General features: G+C 65.3%; 4 protein-coding genes. 3 read left to right on the top strand and 1 reads right to left on the bottom strand.

What is annotated here, in order from left to right; genetic code table 11:
- On the top strand, positions 1–535 hold a 535-nt coding region (locus EN969_RS25850), incomplete at its 5' end, for a trimethylamine methyltransferase family protein (RefSeq protein ID WP_206525232.1).
- A gap of 119 nt (positions 536–654) precedes the next feature.
- Positions 655–969: a hypothetical protein gene (locus EN969_RS25845; RefSeq protein WP_013530988.1), complete on the top strand. Its 315-nt coding sequence runs from the start codon at positions 655–657 to the stop codon at positions 967–969.
- A 184-nt stretch (positions 970–1,153) separates the two neighbouring features.
- Here EN969_RS25845 and EN969_RS25840 read toward each other — a convergent pair whose 3' ends face one another.
- Positions 1,154–2,179 carry a LacI family DNA-binding transcriptional regulator gene (locus EN969_RS25840; protein ID WP_063168292.1) on the bottom strand — a complete coding sequence of 342 codons (1,026 nt, stop codon included), beginning with the start codon at positions 2,177–2,179 and terminating at the stop codon, positions 1,154–1,156.
- A gap of 196 nt (positions 2,180–2,375) precedes the next feature.
- On the opposite strand from EN969_RS25840, the gene EN969_RS25835 reads away from it, so the two are divergent.
- Positions 2,376–2,677: Gfo/Idh/MocA family oxidoreductase (locus EN969_RS25835; protein ID WP_164758488.1), on the top strand; the 302-nt coding region annotated here is incomplete at its 3' end.

Here is a 2,677-nt window from a genome sequence, read left to right as displayed (position 1 = left end):
CTTCACCGGGCTGCCTTGGCGGTCCGGCGGCGGCAGTGCGGCCAACATCTCCGACGCACAGGCCGCGCACGAGACGCAGTTCGCGCTGTGGGGCTCGGTGCTGGCCGGGGCGACGATGTGCATCCATGCTGCCGGCTGGCTGGAGGGCGGCCTCAGTGTCTCCTTCGAGAAACTGATCACCGACATCGAGGCGCTGCAGACGGTGGCTGAACTTTGTGCTGCGACGCCCGGCGACACCGACACGATTGGTTTCGAAGCTATCGCCGAGGTGCAGCCGGGCGGGCATTTCTTCTCGGCCGGCCACACCATGGCGCGCTATCGCACCGCCTTCTATGAACCGCTGGTGGCCGACTGGTCGAATTTCGGCAACTGGACGCAAAGCGGCTCGAAGACGGCGAGCGAGCGCGCCACCGGCGTCTGGAGGCGGGTGCTTGCCGATTTCGCGCCGCCGACCTCGGCCGTCGCCACATCAGGCGTGCTGGACGAGTTCATCGCGCGGCGCACGGCAGAGGGCGGAGCAGCGCCGGTGTCTTGAGGCTGGCTCCCGCTGATCGCCCTGGTTGTGGCGTGATCCGGAACCTATAGCGCCTCCCGCGCATTCAAGGCTGCGGCCGGTGCACTGCGCACCGGTGTGCTGTTTGAGGGGAGGACGACATGGGTTTCGACCAGTATCACGAACCGCCTGAAGAACTGTCGCAGGAGGTGCGGACCTTTGCCCGCATGATCACCTCGCTGATCGAGGAGGCGGAAGCGATCAGCTGGTACGAACAGCGCATGTCGGTGGAGAAGGACCCGCAGGCGCGCGCCATCATGAAGAACGCGCAGGGCGAGGAGTTCAAGCATTTCGGCATGGATCTCGAATTCCTGCTGCGCCAGAAGAAGGACTGGCGCGCGGAACTGAAGGAAATCCTGTTCACCACGGGCGACATCGTCAAGGCCGGGGAGCGGGGCGAGAAGAAGGTGGACTAGGGTATGTCGATATTCAGGTGAGGCCGGCCTGCAAACGACGGCTTTCTGCGCTTCCGGTGCTCACGGACCCGAATGTCCGCTCCGCTCCGGTTCTCAAAAGCCATCATTTTCGGCTCGGCCTGACCTGAATCTCAACACACCCTGGCTCAGCGTTTGACAAATTCGCCAGGTCCTGCTGCTGCGATTAATCGCTGTCGCGCGCGACCAGTTCCAGCGGCCAGACCTCGCGGATGATCCGCGGACCCTCCGGGCCGGCGAAGGCGGGAAGGGACGCCAGCAGCATTTCCGCGAGCCGTTGTCCCATCGGCTCCAGCGCCGGGCGGAAGGCGGTCAGGGCTGGCGAGAAATAGCGGCAGAGCGGCGTGTCGACGATGACGGTCACTGCCATGTCGTGACCCGGCCTGATACCCATCTCTGCCAGCGCCTTGCAGCCGCCCAGCGCCATCGCGTCATTGTTGAAGATGATGGCGGTCGGCGGAGCCTTGGAGCGCATCACCTGCGGCGTCACCCCGTAGCCGCCGGCCTCGTTGATGAAGCCGGACGCGATCAGCTCGGGGTCTACCTCGATGCCGTGCCGCCGCAAGGCCTTGCGATAGCCGACCAAAAACAGATAGCCGAAATTAAGGTCGAGCGACGGGCGGACGGCGGCGATGCGGCGGTGGCCGCGCGCCACGAGGCGGTCGACCGCGTCGGCGCCGGCCTTCTCGAAATCGAGGTCGAGGGAAGGGTAGGACTTGGTTCCGGAGCGGCTGCGGCCGAGCGTGGCGAAGGGAAAGCCGGCCTGGGTGAGATAGTCGATGCGTTCATCCTCGCGCCGCGTCCAGGCCAGCAGCACCGCATCGGCGCGGCGCGTCTCGACGACGCGGCGCAGGCGCTCCTGCTGGTAGTCGCCCGGCGCGCCCATGACCACGGTCAGGTCGAGCCCGCTTTCCGCAAGCCTGGCCTGCAGCCCGATCAGGAACGGAATGAAGAACGGCTCGCCATATTGCTGGTCGCCCGGATGCGGCTGCAGCATGAAGGCGATCGAATGGGTGGCGCCTTGCCGCAGACTGCGGCCGGACTGGTTCGGCGAATAGTTGAGCGTCCTGGCCGCCTCGAGCACGCGCTGGCGCGTGTCGGCATTGACGTCGGCGCGGCCGTTCAGCGCCCGCGACACCGTGCCGATCGAAATGTTCAGGTGACGGGCAAGGTCATGAATGCTGGATGCCAAGTGACTGTACTCCCCTTGCTTGGCTAGCACCGGTAGCCGCTCAGGCCAAGGCGACAGGACGATTTTCACGAGCGGCCAATTGACATTCTACGCCTTCGGGTGTGTTCTCGTAAACGTTTACGGAAAAACGTTTACGGTCATGCCGTGGATGCCGTGACGATCGGTCTGGAGGGACCGAGCGGAGGAGGAGCGCCGGATGATCAATGCCGTCCTGGTCGGCTGCGGAGCGATGAGCAAGGCCTGGCTCGATGCCGCGCAGCAAGTCAACGGGCTCGCCATTGTCGGCCTTGTGGATCTCGATGCCGACAGGGCACGGGCGCGGGCGCACGAATACGGCCTCACCAATGCCGTCATCGGCAGCAGCCTCGATGCCGTCCTCGATCAGATCAAACCGCAAGCGGTGTTCGATGTCGTGGTTCCCGCCGCCCGGCGCGCGGTCGCGCTGTCCGCCTTTGCGCACAATTGCCATCTGCTGACGGAAAAGCCGCTCGCCGACAG

It is taken from the genome of Mesorhizobium sp. M7A.F.Ca.CA.003.01.2.1 (assembly GCF_003998945.1).
Classification (GTDB): Bacteria; Pseudomonadota; Alphaproteobacteria; order Rhizobiales; family Rhizobiaceae; genus Mesorhizobium; species Mesorhizobium ciceri.
The sequence above is the reverse complement of the archived record's forward strand: the minus strand, read 5'-3'. Positions and strand labels throughout refer to the sequence as shown.

What these genes read in the sequence shown, in the direction of transcription:
- EN969_RS25845 (WP_013530988.1), top strand. Translation starts at nt 655, where the DNA reads ATGGGTTTCGACCAGTATCACGAACCGCCTGAAGAACTGTCGCAGGAG.